At 67.1% G+C, this 16,978-nt stretch carries 15 protein-coding genes; 12 read left to right on the forward strand and 3 right to left on the reverse strand.

The annotated features are described in order from the left end of the window. Window positions 1–195: 195 nt before the first annotated feature. Window positions 196–348, forward strand: a complete 153-nt coding sequence (locus tag ACZ4IF_RS44365; protein WP_467574927.1) for a hypothetical protein — start codon at window positions 196–198, stop codon at window positions 346–348. A gap of 134 nt (window positions 349–482) precedes the next feature. Further along, window positions 483–1,268: a transposase gene (locus ACZ4IF_RS44370; RefSeq protein ID WP_467574960.1), complete on the forward strand. Its 786-nt coding sequence runs from the start codon at window positions 483–485 to the stop codon at window positions 1,266–1,268. 4 nt (window positions 1,269–1,272) lie between these two features. Here ACZ4IF_RS44370 and ACZ4IF_RS44375 read toward each other — a convergent pair whose 3' ends face one another. Then, complete coding sequence (locus tag ACZ4IF_RS44375) at window positions 1,273–1,776, reverse strand: hypothetical protein (RefSeq protein WP_467574930.1); 504 nt, start codon at window positions 1,774–1,776, stop codon at window positions 1,273–1,275. Window positions 1,777–2,273: 497 nt separating this feature from the next. Here ACZ4IF_RS44375 and ACZ4IF_RS44380 point away from each other — a divergent pair, with 497 nt between their 5' ends. Beyond that, window positions 2,274–2,591, forward strand: coding sequence for an ankyrin repeat domain-containing protein (locus tag ACZ4IF_RS44380; protein ID WP_467574933.1), 318 nt, complete (start codon window positions 2,274–2,276; stop codon window positions 2,589–2,591). Window positions 2,592–2,770: 179 nt separating this feature from the next. Here ACZ4IF_RS44380 and ACZ4IF_RS44385 read toward each other — a convergent pair whose 3' ends face one another. Both ACZ4IF_RS44385 and ACZ4IF_RS44390 read right to left on the reverse strand, forming a co-directional pair. After that, window positions 2,771–3,157: a class II aldolase/adducin family protein gene (locus tag ACZ4IF_RS44385; RefSeq protein ID WP_467574935.1), complete on the reverse strand. Its 387-nt coding sequence runs from the start codon at window positions 3,155–3,157 to the stop codon at window positions 2,771–2,773. Window positions 3,158–3,549: 392 nt separating this feature from the next. Then, complete coding sequence (locus ACZ4IF_RS44390; protein WP_467574938.1) at window positions 3,550–4,797, reverse strand: hypothetical protein; 1,248 nt, start codon at window positions 4,795–4,797, stop codon at window positions 3,550–3,552. 428 nt (window positions 4,798–5,225) lie between these two features. Between ACZ4IF_RS44390 and ACZ4IF_RS44395 the strand changes: the two genes are divergently transcribed. The 9 genes from ACZ4IF_RS44395 to ACZ4IF_RS44435 all read left to right on the forward strand — a co-directional run bounded on the left by ACZ4IF_RS44395 (window position 5,226) and on the right by ACZ4IF_RS44435 (window position 16,748). Next, entirely contained in the window at window positions 5,226–6,005 is a 780-nt protein-coding gene (locus tag ACZ4IF_RS44395; protein ID WP_467574940.1) for a hypothetical protein, read from the forward strand. 390 nt (window positions 6,006–6,395) lie between these two features. Beyond that, window positions 6,396–6,806: a cupin domain-containing protein gene (locus ACZ4IF_RS44400; RefSeq protein ID WP_467574943.1), complete on the forward strand. Its 411-nt coding sequence runs from the start codon at window positions 6,396–6,398 to the stop codon at window positions 6,804–6,806. Window positions 6,807–8,009: 1,203 nt separating this feature from the next. Then, the gene (locus ACZ4IF_RS44405; protein ID WP_467574946.1) at window positions 8,010–8,543 is read left to right on the forward strand and encodes a nuclear transport factor 2 family protein; all 534 of its coding nucleotides are present in this window, start codon (window positions 8,010–8,012) and stop codon (window positions 8,541–8,543) included. Window positions 8,544–8,840: 297 nt separating this feature from the next. Beyond that, entirely contained in the window at window positions 8,841–9,764 is a 924-nt protein-coding gene (locus ACZ4IF_RS44410) for an EamA family transporter (RefSeq protein ID WP_467574948.1), read from the forward strand. A gap of 26 nt (window positions 9,765–9,790) precedes the next feature. Beyond that, complete coding sequence (locus ACZ4IF_RS44415) at window positions 9,791–13,651, forward strand: amino acid adenylation domain-containing protein (RefSeq protein WP_467574963.1); 3,861 nt, start codon at window positions 9,791–9,793, stop codon at window positions 13,649–13,651. Between the two features lie 150 nt (window positions 13,652–13,801). Next, the gene (locus ACZ4IF_RS44420; RefSeq protein WP_467574951.1) at window positions 13,802–14,248 is read left to right on the forward strand and encodes a luciferase domain-containing protein; all 447 of its coding nucleotides are present in this window, start codon (window positions 13,802–13,804) and stop codon (window positions 14,246–14,248) included. A gap of 524 nt (window positions 14,249–14,772) precedes the next feature. Further along, window positions 14,773–15,642, forward strand: coding sequence for an NAD-dependent epimerase/dehydratase family protein (locus ACZ4IF_RS44425; RefSeq protein ID WP_467574953.1), 870 nt, complete (start codon window positions 14,773–14,775; stop codon window positions 15,640–15,642). A gap of 477 nt (window positions 15,643–16,119) precedes the next feature. Continuing rightward, window positions 16,120–16,326, forward strand: a complete 207-nt coding sequence (locus ACZ4IF_RS44430) for a NucA/NucB deoxyribonuclease domain-containing protein (RefSeq protein ID WP_467574956.1) — start codon at window positions 16,120–16,122, stop codon at window positions 16,324–16,326. A gap of 20 nt (window positions 16,327–16,346) precedes the next feature. Then, complete coding sequence (locus ACZ4IF_RS44435; RefSeq protein ID WP_467574958.1) at window positions 16,347–16,748, forward strand: hypothetical protein; 402 nt, start codon at window positions 16,347–16,349, stop codon at window positions 16,746–16,748. Window positions 16,749–16,978: the final 230 nt, after the last annotated feature.

The following is a 16,978-nucleotide window of genomic DNA, read 5'->3' on the forward strand; positions in this document are numbered from 1 at the left end:
CCCTGTCTTCATGCGTCGACCGCCAGAAGATCACCCCGGCGAGAAACCTGTTCGACTTGCACGTTCCGTGATCGGTTGAGACACGGCTTCTGAGTGTCCCGGATCCTGGAAGGGCTATGAGGAATGGGTGTTGACGTCGTGCTGATGCAGGTGACGCATAGGGGAACGAGTCCTAAGAAGCGTCGGCTGACCACGGTGGAATTCGTACAGGACGGGGCGGACCTGTTCTCCGGTCTGTGCGCGAACAGCAGTCTGCCGATGCTCGACCGCGTGGACCCGTACCGCACCCAGATCCTTACGTCGGTGGACATGCCTCAGTTCATCTCCGAGGTCGACGCCACCTGGTGAAGGGGGAGCGGGACATCCTGGAGAAGGTCCGCGGGCTGGCCGAGCGTTGCGCGGAATCCGCGAGCCTGGAACTCCACCTTCAGGGCGACTAAGGGCTGTCTCATGAGTGATCTTGCTCTGCGATGATCTCGACCGTGTCAGGCCTGATCACGGCGTCCGAGCCGTCCTGGATAGCTCCGTTCACCGGTCTGAGTCCCCGCGTCTTCGGCAGGTTAGTGACCGCGCTGCGTCGCGAGGGTGCCGACTCCCCGGGTCGAGGCCGGCCGTGGAAGCTGTCGTTGGAGGACCGGGTGCTGCTGGTCGCCGCGTATTGGCGGACGAACTTGACGATGAGGCAACTGGCCCTGTTGTTCGGGGTGTCGAAGTCGGCGGTGGACCGGGTGGTCGACGACCTTGGCCCGAGGTTTGCGCTGCGTCCTGGTCGGCGGTTCGCCAAGGACGCCGTGCTGATCGTGGACAGCACCTTGGTGCCCACCAGGGATCACACCGTGGCTGAGCAGTCGAAGAACTGCCGCTGTTCCACCAACCATCAGGTGGTCATCGATGCCGACACCCGCCTGGTCGTGGTCGTCGGTCGGCCGTTGCCCGGCAACCGCAATGACTGCAAGGCGTGGGCACTGTCCGGAGCCGAGGACGCCGTCGGCCGCACCACCGTGATCGCCGACGGGGGCTACCGGGGCACCGGCCTGGTCATCCCGCACCGCCGCGAGCGCGGGCAGAGCGAACTGCCGGCTTGGAAGGAAGACCACAACGCTTCTCACCACCAGGTCCGCGCCCGTGTCGAGCACGCCTTCGCCCGCATGAAGACCTGGAAGATCCTCCGAGACTGCCGGTTGAAGGGCGACGGCGTTCATCACGCGATGAGAGGCATCGCCCGCCTGCACAACCTCGCACTCAGCCGACAGGCGAGCAGTAGATGAGGACCTACCCTGCCCAGATTTCCGGCCCCTGTTTGACGATGACGAGTCCGTAAGCCCGGTCGGAGGGCCAGAGGTCCACCTGATAGAGGAAGTGGTCACCGGGGCCTCCACCAGTGCCGACCGGTGGTGGTCCGGCCGGGACGTAAGAGACCCGAGCACGTAGCAGTCCAGCGGGAACGGTCAGGATCGGCCCGTCGGCAGGATCGCTCCCGGGGCTGGACATGGTGAGTTGGCCGGAGGGCACGTCAAGGTCGGTCTCCACGATGTGCTCGGCCGCCGGGTCAGTCGTTGGCGCGGAAGCGTGAACACTTATGAGCGACTCGACCATGTCGTCCCGAGCCGTGCCGACGGAGATCGAGTGCGGTTCAACACCGATGCGGTGGACGTAGACCGCTTCGTCCGTCCAGCCTGCGGGTGCTAGGTCCGGGTCCATCGCGTGCTCGGCGATCCACGCGTCATAGGGATCAAGGTCTTGGACGTAGAACTGTCCGTGATCGGCGTCGATCATGAATCTCAGCGGAGCGTCAGCCACTGGCGCAGACTATCGAAGCCGAGAGGGGCTAGCAGGGGCAGGCGCGATCCAGTTGGCAGCCCAGGGCGGGCGAGATCAGGCGGCCACCGGAACCCCTCCTCGATCGCTCAGTCGACCCCACGTTCCAGAGCGGCACCGACTTGATTACGGGACAGCCCTTAGGGTCGTTCGTTCGGAGGCTCCCAGCATGAACCGAACGAGAGGCCCTGAACCCGCCCCGCGGAGGGGCCCAGCGGATCTCGTCGACGTGGATCAACCGGATGACCGCAGGGCGCCGCTCTATGCGGGCCGGGCACAAAGCCCTGGCCACGACGCCGCCCTCTGTAGGGGTCTGCGGCAGGGCATGAGCCCGTGTCAACAACCGTGCCGGCATCCCTGTGTTCAAAGATTGGTTCTTGCAAGCCATCTCATTTGGCGATCAGAAACTGGGGCAAGCTCTGGTTGGGTTGGTGCGGCAACGATTGAATGCGGCCATGGAGAACACCTGGACACCGGCCCATCAAGCGGTGGAGAACGAGGACGCGCAGACCTTGGCTCAGCTGCTGGCCAACGGAGTCGACCCCGACGAGGTATGCGACAACATGACGCTCCTGACACACGCCATTGACATGGAAGGCGATGGCGCCCTGCAAAGCGGCAGCCCGCTGACTGTGCATACCACCGCAGTGCTCCTGGCCTTCGGCGCCGATCCACAACTCCCGGGCCCGGACGGGCAAACGCCCATGGACCTCGCCCTTCACTACGACCATGCCCTGGCAGTCAAGCTGTTGCAGCGGCACGTCCGCGAGTGAGGCGACGCAGGCCGATGAAGGTGCAGGCGATGCTTGTGAAGGCGAGGAACCGTTCGGGCTTGCGTTCATAGCGCCGGCGCAGGCGGCGACGGCCGGCCAGCCACGAGCCGGTCTGTGGGGAGCTGCTGCCGTGTACAGCCCGACGTCGACACGAAGCGATCGCGTCCAGCACCTCACGGTCACCGTGGCGACGCCGACCGCCACCCTGAGGCCGAGGGCGCCTCGGGAACCACCCGCTGGAACAGTTCCCACAACTCGTCCGGCACCAGCCGTTCGACGATCCCCGCCACGACCGACAGCCCACTCGGCCACATGAGATGGCCTGTCAGTGGTCCAGCCCTCGCACCAGGTACTCCCACACCTGGCGCAAGGCCGCTTCGGAGTAGATGTTCTCGCGCTTGGACAGCGACTCGGCCGGCTCCGACCAGACAGGCCAGCCGCCGAACGACCGAGTCCTCCGAGTGTGTGTGGACGACCGCGCCGACGTCCGGGCGCGCGACCATGATCTCGGTGTGGATCGGGGTACTGGCTGTGCCGCTGTCCCTCTCCCACCAGCACCTCACCATGCTCGTCGACCAGGTGAACTCGTTCCGCGGTCACCTCCTCGAGGCCCCATCCGGCGGCCTTGATCCAGACGCCGCGTCGCCCGGGGACCATCAACGACGCGGTCGACGAGCTTCGTGCCGCGCGGTCGCCGCGAGGGGAAGGTGACATGGGGGTCGTCACGCGCGTTCAGAGTGCGTGGCAAGCGCCGGCGGCGGTGCGGCGACCTCACGAGCGCATCTCCAACCCGCACTCATTGGAGAGTTCGGTGCTGGACGGCCCCGGAGACACTGTCGCCGGTGGCGAGCAGAGCTCTCGGGGTCCGTCTGAGTTTGCGAGGATGTCGTGGCCGGGACGGACACCGGGCACCTGGACCCCTGAGGCCCCGTCGCGCTGAGGTCGTGGCAGGCCCGTGTCAGCCCTCGCCGGGTGTGTAGCGGGCCACCACCGGGCGGTGGAAGAAGTACTGGATGTGCGGAGCCGACGCGATGTTGCCGACCGCCAGCACCTGGTGCGTGCCGGGGATCGGTGTCATGTCGGTGACGGCCAGCCCCTGGTCCCGGTCGCGTGCAGTCACCTTCGACGAGCGGCCGGGCACGGGGGCGGGGCGGCCCAGCCGGTGTCGGCCCCGGTCGGCAGTCACCCGCAGTTGGCCGTTCAGCAGGACGCTGCCGCCTGCATCGGGTGCCATCGGCGCGGTGCAGCAGGGCACGGTGGTGGTGCGGGACCAGCGGTGGCCGTCCCAGTGCAGCATGACGATCTCGGTCTGCGGCGTCTCCTCGCCGTCGGATCCGATGCGCGAGGCGTCGTAGCGCACCTGCGCCCATGCATCGTCCGAGGCCCGCACGGCCGCCTGCAGAATCACGGCGTCCTCGGCGAGCGTATGCGGTTTGGTGTGGTGGATCTCGGGCACGGCGAGCGAGCGCCAGCCGTGGCCGTCCCAGCGCATCGCGGCCGGCTGGGATGCGTGCTCCGCGACGCGGCGCGCGCCGAAGGCCCAGAGATCGCCGGACGGTCCGGTGGCGAGCGTCGAGGCGGAGGCGGGCAGCTTCACATCGTGCCAGGAGTGGCCGTCCCAGCGCCGGGCCGTGCTGCCGCCGGCCACGGCCCATACGTCGTCGGGTGCCAGCACCGCCGCGCCCCGGACGAGGCCTGACAGCCCGAAGGCCGCGGATGCGTCGGCGGTGGTGCGCTCGTACGGTGCGGGCACAGTGCGCCATGCCTTGCCGTCGAAGCGGCGGGCCTCGGTGCCGGCGAAGAGCCAGACGTTCTCCGGACCGGAAGAGCGCAGCAGGGCCGACTCCATCGGGAGCTCGGCGAGGCCGCCGGCTGCGGGCCGGTCCGCCCATCGGTGGCCGTCGTAGTGCAGGACGAGGTTGCGGTGGTCGCCGGTGTCGCCGTCCACCGTGCCGACCGCCCAGGCGTCGTCCGCCGAGGCAGCCGTGACGGCGGTGAGACGCGCGCTGCGGGAAGGGCCCACGTAGTCGTAGTGCCAGCCGCCGTCAGGGGCGGCGCGCGTCGGCGGGGCGGACGAAGCGGGAGCGTGCGCGCCGCTGCTCTTCACCGGGTCGTCCTCGGATCCGCAGCCGGCCGCCCCGAGGGCGAAGACCGCGGCGGCGGCGAGCCCCGCCGCCCGTTTTGGATGCAAGAGATCATTCAGCATGTACCCCCATACAACTCTGTCCAGGAGCGGCCGGGGAAGACATACCAGGAAACGATTCCGGTACGTCTGCGACGGCGGGTCGTTTCGGCGATGGAGACACGGTCAAAGGCTCCGCCAGCTTCGGCCCCGCCTACGAAAACGCCGTCGCAACCTGCAAGCGGCTGGTCCATCCCGAAGTCAGCCGGCAGTCGGTCACCTCCGACGCCCACCCGGTGGAAGCCTCGGTGCACTACTGGACGACCTGCGCCGTGCCAGGGATGTCCTGGGCGCTGAAGGCTTCAGCATCGATGTCCACCGCGTACAAGCTGACGGAGACGTCGTCCTGATGCACAGGACCGAGAACATCCTGGACGCCGAGGGCAAACTGGTTGACGTGCTCGACTTGATGTGGCCTCTTCCAACTCCGGCAGCAGGGAGTGTTTCTTCCGATGACCGCACAGCCCGCACGTCCTGAGCGCAGCGGTCCCGAGACCGCCTCGGTCATGGATGTCTCGCCGTTCAAGCCTTCCCTCGTCAAAGCGGTGTTCAGGGAGGTGACCTCGATGCACGTCTCTCGGTCGGCCGCGTGGGCCGCCGCGTCGGTGACGCGGACGGTGCTGACGGAGATCATCGACGGCGCGAGGAGAGCGGCGGCGGAGGAGGCCCGGAAGAAGCTGATTCCTGGGGACCTTCTCTCGGCGATCGACCGGAACGTCGAGCTCGAGGTGGGGGACAAGTGGTACGACCACAGCCCGACGTTTCGAGGCCTGACCGGCGTCCTGTACGACGCAGAGGGTGTCATCGTGCCTTCTCGTGAGCGCAGCAGGTCGCGCAAACCGAGCGCTGTGGTCGGTGCCCACAGGTTCGAGGCCGGGGTCAAGAGGCTGCTGTGGAGCCAGGGGGCGACGGCCGTCCCAGCGATGGTCCGCGACCTGGACGGAATCGCGAGCGTGTTCCTGACGGACCTCGCCGGGGACGCGGCCAGGGTCGTCCGCGAGGGCGGGGTCAAACGTTTCGGTACGGTCACCCCAGTGATGTCGGACGAACCGGCCCCGCCCCCGTACCTCAAGGATTCCCTCCGGGCCCTGTCCGCCCGCAGGGGGGACAGGCGGACCATCGGCAGGGATGACATCCTGGCCGCCACCACGATTCAGTTGTCCGGCGGCAACCTCAGGCAGCGAGCCCTCACCGAGGCAGGCGAGGCGACACAGAACACTTCGGCCGGCTGAGCGGGTGCGACCGACATCGCCGCCCGCCCCCATCTGCTGCCGCGAACTCGCCAAATGAAATGGCGTCCAAATGCACGGACATGGGCGAGAGGTGAAGGGCATTTCATCGGGCAGCGTGGCCATCCCGTAGGAGCGGGATGTGCCCCGGGTCCAGCCCCCTCGCGTATGTGGCATGGCCACGGCCATGCCACACCCGCTTTGGGGCGCGGGCCGTCCAGGGTTGCTCGGCGGCCACCTTCCGCAGCCGGTGACGCGTCTGGCACCGGTCGGCCAGCGGCGCCGGGCTCGGCGAGCAGAGCGGCAGCCCTGGGCCGCTTCGAAGCGTAGGGCTGTCACAGACCGGGAGGCTGTCTTGTCTTCACTGTGGACACTTCCTGATTGGAGAAATGCATGAGCGCTGAACAGGCACACCTGCCCCCAGGCGTCGAGGTGATCGCCGCCGTGCCGAAGGCGACGGCCGGGATGCCGGCCGTCTGCGAGGCCAGGACCGTCCGGGTCACTCTGTTGCCCGGTGACCCCGGCGCGCCGCCGCACAGGCACCCCGGACCACTCTTCGGCTACGTGACCCAGGGCGAGATCCTCTTCGAGCTGGAGGGGCAGCCGCCCCGGGTGCTCAAGGCCGGTGACGCCGTGTTCGAGCCCGGGGGCGACGTGATCCACTACCTGGGCGCCAACAACCTTCCGGACGCGCAGTCGCAGCTGGTGGTGACCATGTTCGCGCCGCCGGGTGCCCCGGTTCTGACCGTGGTGAGCGCGGAGGAATTGGCCGAACGACGACACCTGCGGTTCACCCAGCCTTGATGACCTCCGCTCATGCGTCTCTCTTGCGCCCTGCTCGACGCATCTTTTGACCGACAGGGAGGCTGCTGCAGCGGCGGAATCCTTTCAAGGCTCCTTCTGGCCGATCAACGCACGCAGGGGGCGCTGTTGTGTGTTGAGGCGGGGACGCGCTCGATGAGGGCGTCCCCATCCAGAAGAAAAGTCCTTGGGCAGCCCAACGCGGCCCGCTCACCATGCATGGGGTGCAATCAGGGCACAGCAGCTCTACCGGTCCAGCGCTCGGTCGGATCGAAGTGGTGCGGCCATTCCGACAGAGCCCATGCTTCACGGCTGCGGTCCGTGCTTCGTTCCGACGACTTCGCATGCCGCTGCCGCGGCCATGCCCTGATGCCGAAGGGCGTCCCCGCCTCCGACTCCGTGGCCTCGGGCGCGCACCGTTGAACGAACAACGCCGGCAGCAGCTGCGGTCAGTAAGCACAGGGACGCCAGTCGTCGGCTCTCTCGACCGTGCACGTCAGCACTGCGCGTGCATCGGCATTGGCCCGGGCATGCGTTGGGGGCGTCTACCAAGCATTCGATTTGGCCGAAACGACCTCTGGACGGGGCGAGGTCGAACTGAAAGCGAGAGCTTGGCGGACTGGCATGCTTGCGTGGGGCTTGAGGCAACGACATGGGCAAGTCGGGGTTGGCTGGCGGTATTTGAACCCGCGACCTCTTGCTCCCGAAGCACTTTGGGCAGGGGTGCTGATTGGCGCTGGGGCCGGCATCCCCGATTTGCCGCCGGTCGACGTACCGGCTCACGCTTGTCGCGGGTTGCGACGCCGTTGAGACTGCACCACCTGGTCTCCGGTGTGGCCGAGCCGCCGCCACGGGCGCAGGTCGCAGTCGGGTCGGTGCGGACGGTAAATCCGGCGGCGAGGCATTGGTGGAGGAGCAGCCGGCCGGGCGGTTTCGCTCCACGGTCTGCCGTCGCTTCGACCAAGGCCGGGCGCGGTCGGCAATTCGGCCGGGAAAATTGCCGCTCGTACTGTTTCATGTCAGCCTTCAACGCCCGCACGGCCCTGACCTAGCCTGGCGCGACGTACACGCTCCGCTGAATCGGCCTATGGAAATAGGCAGTTACCGAGCCCGGACGCGGCGGCGCCGAGATCCGACGCGGCCGCCGGAGCGGCGCCTCGGACGCGTGCCGCCATGAGCTGATCATCCATCAGGAGGTATAACGACATGCCTGCAACCCCCGACCGACGCTCGGTTCTGCGTGTAGGACTGGCCGCCACCCTGCCCGCGGCGGTCGCCGTGGCTGCGGCGCCGCCGGCTCAGGCCAGTCCTTCCCGGCTCTGCGAGTCCGACGTGACTCGTTGGATGGACGCGTACCTGAAGGCATGGCAGACCAAGGACGCAGACCTTGCCGCCTCGCTCTTCACGCGTGATGCCGTCTACCAGGCCGTCCCGGGACTGGCGGATCAGATGTTTCGTGGTCGCGATGAGATACACGAGTACTGGACGGGTGTCACGGCCTCTCAGGCCGGGATGTCGGGCATTCAGGGCCGGCCCTTCGTGTCGGGAAACCGAGCCGACATCGAGATCTGGGTGACCATGCAGATCCCGTCCGAGACCGATGACTCCATGAAGTGGGTCACGTTGATCGAGACGAACATCCTCACGTTCGCCACCCCGAAGCTTTGTTCCAGCAACATCGAGTACAACCAGATCCTCGATGGGAAAATCGACCCGCCGAATGGCTGGGGCCACTTCTGAGTTGATCCTGGCCCCGCCCGGCCGCGTGCCTGGTCGAGCGAAGCGCCACCATGCTCTATTCACCGTGGGCGACTTCGTGCGCGACTTCGTGGGCACGGCCGGAATGCGACCTGCTGTAGGAGTCGAGGAATTCGACAGAACGATTGACTGCATCGAACGCGACGGACCGAACGAACATCGTCGGCGATCAGTGATCCCTTGTCCGTCTCCCTTCGCCTGAATCGGAGAATTCGTCGTGCTCAACACAATTTCCACGGACTGCACCACAGTCCCGGACGGCGACGAACGGATGCGGCGGTGAAAGCCGGCCGACTGGCCGCCGACTCGGCCCTGACCGTACTCGCACCGGCAATCTGGGGCTCCACCTATCTGGTCACCACGGAATGGCTGCCTGCGGACCGGCCACTGCTGGCCTCCACCATTCGGGCACTGCCCGCCGGACTGGTGCTCCTCGCAATCGGCCGCTCCCTGCCGCGAGGTGTGTGGTGGTGGCGGGCGATCGTCCTTGGCGTGCTCAACATCGGCGCCTTCTTCTACCTGCTGTTCCTCGCCGCCTACCACCTGCCGGGCGGCGTCGCCGCGCTGGTGATCGCAGCCCAGCCGATGATCGTGCTGCTGCTGGGGGCGGCCCTGCTGAGGGAGCGCGTCCGGACGGTCCAGGTGGGCTTCTGCGCGCTCGGCATGCTGGGAGTGGCGCTGCTGGTCTTGCGCCCCACCGCGGGCATGGACACCATCGGCATCCTCGCCGGCCTGGCCGGGGCCATCAGCATGGCGACGGGAGTCGTGCTCACCAAATACTGGGGCCGCCCAGAAGGCGTGGGCGTACTGACGTTCACCGGCTGGCAGTTGACCGTCGGCGGACTCCTCCTGGCCCCCATCACGCTGACAGCCGAAGGCCTGCCCGACCACCTCACCTGGACCCACATCGGCGGGTTCGCCTTTCTCAGCCTCATCGGCGCACTGTTCGCCTACGCCATCTGGTTCCGCGGGATCGCCCGACTGCCTGCGCTGGCCGTCTCCATGCTGGGCTTCGGCAGCCCGCTGTCCGCCACCGTCCTCGGCTACATCGTGCTCGATCAGAGCCTGACCGCACTCCAGTTGACCGGCGCGGCCGCAGTCATCACCGCCGTCATGCTGGCCCAGCTCCGCTTGCCGCGGGCCGTCCCGACACCGGCCATCGAAAGTCCGACTACCGAACCGTCCGCCGCCAAAGCGCTCTGATGAACGGTTCACCTGCCACCAAGGAGCTGACGTTGAACGCCACTGCGTTGAAGACCCCCCGGCAAGAACCCCGGCTGGGCAGGTGCCTCCCGGAACTGTTCAAGCGGCAGGCCGAAGCGCAGCCTGACGCCATCGCGGTGAGCTTCGAGGACCAGGACCTCACCTATCGGGAGCTCGAGCAGGCAGCCGGCCGGCTCTCCTGCTACATGCACAGGCACGGAGTGGGGATCGACGACTGCGTCGGCCTTTATGTCGAGCCGTCACTGGACCTGATGATCGGGGCCTGGGGCGTCCTGCTCGCAGGCGCCGCATATCTGCCGTTGTCCCCGGAGTATCCGGATGACCGGCTGCGATACATGCTCGAGGACAGCCGCACCAGGGTGGTCGTCACTCAGGACCATCTGGTGTCCCGCCTTGCCGAACTCGCCCCGCAGGGCACCAGGGTCATCACCCTGGCCGACTCACAGACCTGCGAGGAGGGCGGCTGCGCAGACGTGGAGTTGGAGCCCGTACCGCTGGATGCGCTCGCCTACGTCATCTACACCTCCGGCAGCACGGGCCGGCCGAAGGGCGTGATGATCGAGCACCGCAGCATCATGTCTCAGATGCGCTGGCTCGAGGAGTGCGGTCACCTGGGCCCCGACACCACGATTCTGCAGAAGACGCCGATGAGCTTCGACGCAGCCCAGTGGGAGATCCTCGCCCCGGCCCTCGGTGGACGCGTTGTGATGGGTGCCCCCGGCATCTTCCGTGATCCACAGGCTCTGATCAGGACGATCGCCTCCCATGAGGTCACCACGCTCCAGTGCGTGCCCACGCTGCTGCAGGCAATGCTGGACACCGAATCCTTCGACCTCTGCACCTCGCTCAGGCGGGTGTTCTCCGGCGGCGAGGCACTGTCGCGCAACCTCGCCCGTGCCCTCGCGGACGAGCTGCCTCGCGTATCGCTGGTCAATCTGTACGGGCCGACGGAGTGCACCATCAACGCCACCGCATACCTGGTCGATCCCGATGCCATCGAGGCCGGACCCGGCACCATCCCGATAGGTGTGCCGGTCGACAACACCCAGTGCTACATACTCGACGACAACCGGGCACCGGTCGGCATCGAGGAGACGGGTGAGCTCTACATCGGCGGCGCCCAGCTGGCCCGTGGCTACCTGCACCGTGAGGACGAGACCCAGAAGCGGTTCATCCCCTCGCCGTTCATCCCGACAGAACGGCTCTACCGCACCGGTGACCTCGCTCAGTGGAACAAGGACGGGTCGATACAGTTCGCGGGCCGGGTGGACAACCAGATCAAACTCCGCGGATACCGCGTGGAGCTCGACGAGATCTCCCTGGCGATCGAGGAGCACACCTGGGTCAAGCGCGCGGCGGCCATCGTCACCGACGATCCGCGGACAGGCTTCCAGAACCTGGTGGCCTGCATCGAGCTCAATCCCAAAGAGGCCGCGCTGATGGATCAGGGCAACGCCGGCGGCCACCATCAGTCCAAGGCCAGCAAGCTCCAGGTGAAGGCTCAGCTGTCCAACGCCGGTGTGCGCGACGCCGACGAGCTGGAGGGGCGGAGCGTGCTTCAGCTCCCCGGCCGCGAGGAGACCGAGCGGCAGCGTCGCGAGTCCTTCGCCCGTAAGACCTACCGCTTCTACGACGGCGGGCAGGTCGAGAGGGCCGAGCTGCTGGAACTGCTGGCGCCGCGCCAAGTGGGCGACATCTCACGCAGTCTCGACGAGCTCACGTCCGATGAACTCGGCGAGATCCTCCGCTGGTTCGGCCCCTTCCGAAGCGGCGAGCGGCTTCTTCCCAAGTACTCCTACGCCTCGCCCGGCGCCCTCTACGCCACCCAGCTGTATCTGGAGACCGGTGGCGTCGCCGGCCTGGAAGCCGGGATGTACTACTACCACCCGCTGGACCACACCCTCGTGCGCATCGGCCCGGCCACGGCCGGCGCCGGCAAATACCTGGAGCTCCACTTCATCGGCAAGAAGCGGGCGATAGAGCCCGTCTACAAGAACAACATCCAGGAGGTACTGGAATTCGAGACCGGCCACATGCTGGGGGTCTTCGAGGAAGTCCTGCCGGAGTACGGTCTCGGCATCCGCCCCTCGTCCTTCCACCCCGCGGTCAAGAAGGCGCTGGACGTCGCTGACGACGACTACTATCTGGGAACCTTCGAAGTCGGCTCGAACGACGGGCTACTTCAGGAGGACCCGGTCGAGATCTACCTTCAGGCGCACCCTGGACGCATCGAGGGCCTGTCCGGCGGTCTGTACCGCTTCGCCGACGGCGAGCTGGAACCCTTCTCACCCGACCTCGTGCAGCGCAAGCACGTGATCGCGATCAACCAGAAGGTCTACGAGCGCGCGGCCTTCGGGATCAGTGCCGTCAGCCGAGCCGGGCAGGAGTGGCTGCAGTACATCGTTCTCGGGAAGAAGTTGCACCACCTGCAGCGCAACGGCCTCGCGCTGGGCTTCATGTCCTCGGGCTACAGCTCGAAGACGGGCAACCCGCTGCCTGCGGCGCGGCGCCTCGACGAGATCCTTGAATCCCGTGGGATCCAGACCGGCCCGTCGTACTTCTTCCTCGGCGGCAAGGTCAGTGACGAGCAGATCCGCAGCGAGGGCATGTACGAGGACACCGTCCACATGAAGGGCCCCGCGGAGATGGTCCGCGACGAGCTCACGGAGCTCCTGCCCGACTACATGATCCCCAACCGCGTGGTGGTGCTCGACTCGCTTCCGGTGACCGCCAACGGCAAGGTCGACGTCAAGGCGCTGGCCGCCTCCGAGCAGGTGCAGGCCGCGAACAGCGGCGCCGAGTTCGTCGCTCCCCGCACGGAGACCGAACAGTGGCTGGCCGGTGTCTGGGGCAAGGCGCTCAAGTACGACACCGTGTCGGTGGAGGACGAGTTCTTCGCTTCCGGCGGCAACTCGCTGACCGCCGTCGCCGTCATCAACGAGATCAACAGGGTGAAGGGCATCCAACTGCCCCTCCAAGTGCTGTTCACTGCTCCCAAGCTCGCCGACCTCGCCGCCCGGATCGACAACGCTGACGACGGCGACGGCGATGACGAGAGTGCCTCGCGCCTTGTCCTCCTGCACAACGGAGGGACCGAACGGCCCGTGTTCGCCTGGCCGGGTCTGGGCGGCTACCCGATGAACCTCCGACTGCTCGGCCAGGAGGTGGACCTCGGCCGGCCCTTCTACGGGGTGCAGGCGCATGGCATCAACGAGCACGAGGTTCCGTATCCGACCATCCGGGAGATGGCGGCGGCCGATGTCGAGGAGATCCGGAAGGTGCAGCCGAAGGGCCCGTACCTGCTGTGGGGCTACTCCTTCGGAGCACGGGTGGCGTTCGAGTCGGCGTGGCAGCTGGAGCAGGCGGGCGAGCAGGTCGAGGACCTGCTGTTGATCTGTCCGGGGAACCCGAAGGTCCGTCGGGCCGACGGTGGGGAGTACGGGCGTGAGTCCTCGTACCGCAACCCGGCCTACGTGACCATCCTGTTCTCCGTCTTCGCCGGCACCATCACAGGTCCCGAGCTCGAGCGGTGCCTTGAGGCGACCCGGGACGAGGACTCCTTCGTGGCCTTCGTGCACGCGCTGCTGCCGACCCTGGGCGAGCCGGTGATCCGCCGGATCACCCGCATCGTGAGGGAGACCTACGAATTCGACTACAGCTTCCGCGAGCTCTCCGAACGGAGGCTGAGCGCGCCGGTGACCATCCTCAAGGCGACCGGCGACGACTACTCCTTCATCGAGGGGAGCTCGGGCTACTCAGCCGAGGCGCCCGCCGTGATGACGCTGAAAGGCGACCACTACAGCGTGCTGCACGAGGCAGGGATCGCCGAGCTGGTGGCGGCGATTCGCGAAAGCCTCCATGCCTGACCGATCGTTTCAGAACGAGGCGCGGAGCCTCTCAACCACAGGATGCTGCGGGCGAGTTCATTCTGAAACGATCAGTCGGAGGACACCGCCCCGTGACGGGGGGCCCGGCCTTCTGGGCCCATCCGTCCAACTTACTCAAGGAGCGTCGCCTTGCTCGATCTTCCCGCCCGTCCCGGCCCTGCTCCCGAGGTCGTCGGCCCCGCCCCGCACGGCCAGCGCTCGCAGACCGCCCCCGTGATGCTGCAGGAGGAACTGTGGGAGCGGATGCGTGCCCTGCCCTTCGTCTACATGGCGCCGACGCTGGTGTCAGTTCCCCACGCCCGGTCGCTCTTCATCCCCGAGGGCATCGGCACCGGACCCCGGGAAGCTTTCCAGGCAGGCCGTGAGTGGGCCCACATCCACCCCCACCACGACGGCAGTCTGCACCTGACCCTGACCGAAACGCTCAAGGACGACATCGAGAAGTCCGGCTGGGGCGTGCGCCATCCTGAGCAGGACACCATCCTCGTATACGGCCCGCGTGACCGCGCCGAGCTCGAGCTCATCTGGCAGCTGGTCCAGCTCTCCTACGCCTACGCGGTCGGCGAGGTGTCGTAGTGCCGCCTACCCTGCCTGCCGCCGGGCCAGGTGGGCCGACTTGGAAGAGTGCAGTGCGGCAGGGCTTGCACTGGGGGCGCCGGCCGCGGCTGGCCCTTACAGTCGGGCGGGACGACGAAGGAGGGCTTTCAGTGCACTGTCGACTCTTCGGCCAGTCCGGGGCGCCCCTTCAGTCGTAAATCGGGGGATTGGCTGCGGTTCCGTTCCTCGGCGGGGGCGGGTAGTGGTCCGGTGGCTTGCTGAGCGCGGTTGCGTCTGCGCCGGCAGGGATGGACGCCGGCCTGATGCCGGTACCGCCACTGCGCCAGTGAGGACCGTGCTCGGTTCTGGTGGTCCGGCCGAAGGCGTCGAACGGCTACGTGGTGAGACGGGGCAACTCGGCGCGGCACGCCCCCAGGATGCGTGTTACCCGGCCCTGACGCTCCGTCATCGACCTGCCATATCTCGACGTCGAGCCAGCTGTTGGTGAACGTATCCGATCGGCCAGAGCCTTTCGGATACGAGCAAACGAGAGAGGGAACATCATGCGGATACTGCTCATCGGAGCCACGGGCTATCTCGGTTCGGTGGTGGCAGAGCACCTGACCGACACCGGGCATGAGGTCGTCGCGCTCACCAGGACACCGGAGAGTCCGGGCCGTTACGCAGTGCGACCCGGCGACCTGCATGACCCCGACTCGCTCACCGCGGCGGTGACGCGCGACATCGACGCGGTGATCAACGTGGCGACGCCGACCGGGGACGCCGCCGTCGACGCAGCCGCCATCGATGCACTGACAGCGCCGCTGCGGGGCACCGATCGGCCCTTCGTCTACACCAGCGGTGTATGGGTGCTGGGCGCAACGGGAGAGGCGACCGCCGAGGAGAACAGCCCGACCAACCCGATCCCGATCGTGGGGTACCGACCGGAGATCGAGCGTCGCGTCCTTGCCGAGGCCGATCACGGAGTACGGGCCACCGTGCTCCGCCCCGGCATCATCCACGGGCGGGGCGGCGGCATCCCCGCACTTCTGGTCGAGTGGGCGCGCAAGCAAGGTGCGCCGCGGGTCGTCGCGGACCTGAACGTGCGGTGGCCGATGGTGCACATCGAGGACCTCGCCGACCTGTTCGGGAAAGTGGTCCAGGACGCACCTGCCGGAAGCATCTGGCACGGCGTCGGCCAACCGGCCGTCCCCGTACGGGAGCTGGCCCTCGCCGCCGCAGAGGCGGCCGGTGTGCACGGGGAAGTGCAGGTCTGGCCTCTGGACCAGGCCCAGGGCGAGCTGGGCGAGCCGTTCGCCGACGCCCTGGCCCTCGATCAGTCCGTCGATGGCCGCAAGGCCCACGAACAGCTCGGATGGCGTCCGCAGCAACCTGACGCCGTCACCGACGTGAGCAAGGGCTCCTACCGATAGGCAAGGGCCGTACACGCGTCATGGAACCAGCGAGGGGACGTGACCGTGGCAGCTCCGGGCCTGCTATCGGACCTTTGCGAGATCTCAGAGTCTTGAACTCGACGATGGTCTCAGGGTGTTCGGTAGTCATGCCGACGCATTAGCTGGGGCCGGCCGCCGACTGCCTGGCGTGCCACGGATGTTGTTCCAGCAAGTCCGCGACCCCCACGTACGGCAGTGGGGGTCGCGGACGAACGGACCTCTTGCCATCACGGGCTCCTGCGAGGAGGCCCCGGCGTCCAGGCTGGGGGAATCCCACTCCCGTGAAACTGAGCGGGGGTAGCGGTGTCGTCGCCGACGCGATCCAGGGTGTTCTCCCCGACGCGATCTGTCCTTGCCACCACCCTGCTGCGCGTCTCCTGACCCGGACTCGCCTCTCGAACCGCCGCCTCCGGATGGACCTGATCGCCGGCTCGCCCAAAAGGAATGCGAGCAGGTATGGGGGACTACAAGGGCACTGACCTCCAGTGCGACGAGTACCCCTTCGCCTCCACCAAAGAAGGATCGAACAAGGGTGACAACCGCTTCTCCGTAAGCCTGATCGAAGGCAAGGACAACGAGGCCGGCTTCCGCAAGCTCGACCAGATGTACACCCTCAACCGGATCCTGGACGGCGACGTCTTCTACGTGAAGATCACCAAATAGCACGAGAAGGCAACGGCACCATGGCGCTCCTGACGGAGTACAGCCGCAGGGCCACCCCCGGCCGCCGGGTCGTGGAGGTCTACGACGCGGATGCCAACCTCGGCGACGAAGACGCCATGGCCGCCGCCCGCAGGCAGGTGATGGCCGGCGACGGCTACCACCTGTATCTGCGCAGCCTTCAGCCCGACATCGACGTGGATGTCACCATCCGCATCTGGGACAGTCCAACACCCCCACCCGCTGACGCCGAGGGTCACATCGGCATCAGCGTCGAATCCGAGACCGGCATCCTCGTCGTCAATCAGCTCGGCCTGGGCCCCGCAGGCGAAATGACCCTGCCCCGCCCCGGTGTCTACGAAGGTCACGCCTGGTGGGTCAACCGGCAGTCGGTTGCCGACTATTACGACACCACCCTCGACTAGCTCACCGAGGATTCTCCCGAAACTCAGCTGATCGAAGCCTGGCACAACTGCCCGGTCACCGAACGGTCCGTCCTGGACCTCGCCTACAGCAGGGAGCCTGAACCCGTTGACGACGACGAGGACTGGGCCTAGATCCAATACCGGTGACTTTGATGGTGGTGGGTCGTTGGGTGTGGTGTGCCAAGGCCTGGACAGGTGAAGTCGTCAGGTGAGCGGTTGTCGGATCGGAT

This window comes from Streptomyces sp. NPDC025784 (assembly GCF_055558435.1).

Coding starts and splice junctions, on each gene's coding strand:
- ACZ4IF_RS44375 (WP_467574930.1), bottom strand. CDS start 1,776: ATGATCGACGCCGATCACGGACAGTTCTACGTCCAAGACCTTGATCCC.
- ACZ4IF_RS44380 (WP_467574933.1), top strand. CDS start 2,274: ATGGAGAACACCTGGACACCGGCCCATCAAGCGGTGGAGAACGAGGAC.
- ACZ4IF_RS44385 (WP_467574935.1), bottom strand. CDS start 3,157: ATGGTGAGGTGCTGGTGGGAGAGGGACAGCGGCACAGCCAGTACCCCG.
- ACZ4IF_RS44390 (WP_467574938.1), bottom strand. CDS start 4,797: ATGCTGAATGATCTCTTGCATCCAAAACGGGCGGCGGGGCTCGCCGCC.
- ACZ4IF_RS44395 (WP_467574940.1), top strand. CDS start 5,226: ATGACCGCACAGCCCGCACGTCCTGAGCGCAGCGGTCCCGAGACCGCC.
- ACZ4IF_RS44400 (WP_467574943.1), top strand. CDS start 6,396: ATGAGCGCTGAACAGGCACACCTGCCCCCAGGCGTCGAGGTGATCGCC.
- ACZ4IF_RS44405 (WP_467574946.1), top strand. CDS start 8,010: ATGCCTGCAACCCCCGACCGACGCTCGGTTCTGCGTGTAGGACTGGCC.
- ACZ4IF_RS44425 (WP_467574953.1), top strand. CDS start 14,773: ATGCGGATACTGCTCATCGGAGCCACGGGCTATCTCGGTTCGGTGGTG.
- ACZ4IF_RS44430 (WP_467574956.1), top strand. CDS start 16,120: ATGGGGGACTACAAGGGCACTGACCTCCAGTGCGACGAGTACCCCTTC.
- ACZ4IF_RS44435 (WP_467574958.1), top strand. CDS start 16,347: ATGGCGCTCCTGACGGAGTACAGCCGCAGGGCCACCCCCGGCCGCCGG.